At 49.8% G+C, this 201-nt stretch carries 1 tRNA gene; it reads left to right on the forward strand.

The annotated features are described in order from the left end of the window. The first annotated feature begins 72 nt into the window (after positions 1 to 72). A tRNA-Ser gene (locus HMPREF3241_RS10555) sits at positions 73 to 162 on the forward strand. Positions 163 to 201: the final 39 nt, after the last annotated feature.

Consider the following 201-nt stretch of genomic DNA (forward strand, 5'->3'; position numbering starts at 1 on the left):
GGAGATCGCGGGTTCGATTCCCGTCGGGACCGCCATATATTAAGTTTTAATAGTAATTTATTTATAATTTGTGGAGGAATACCCAAGTCCGGCTGAAGGGATCGGTCTTGAAAACCGACAGGAGCTTAACGGCTCGCGGGGGTTCGAATCCCTCTTCCTCCGTTTTAATGGTCCCGTAGTGTAGCGGTTAACACGCCTGCC

Source organism: Staphylococcus sp. HMSC34G04, from assembly GCF_001838765.1.
In the GTDB taxonomy this organism is placed as follows: domain Bacteria; phylum Bacillota; class Bacilli; order Staphylococcales; family Staphylococcaceae; genus Staphylococcus; species Staphylococcus epidermidis.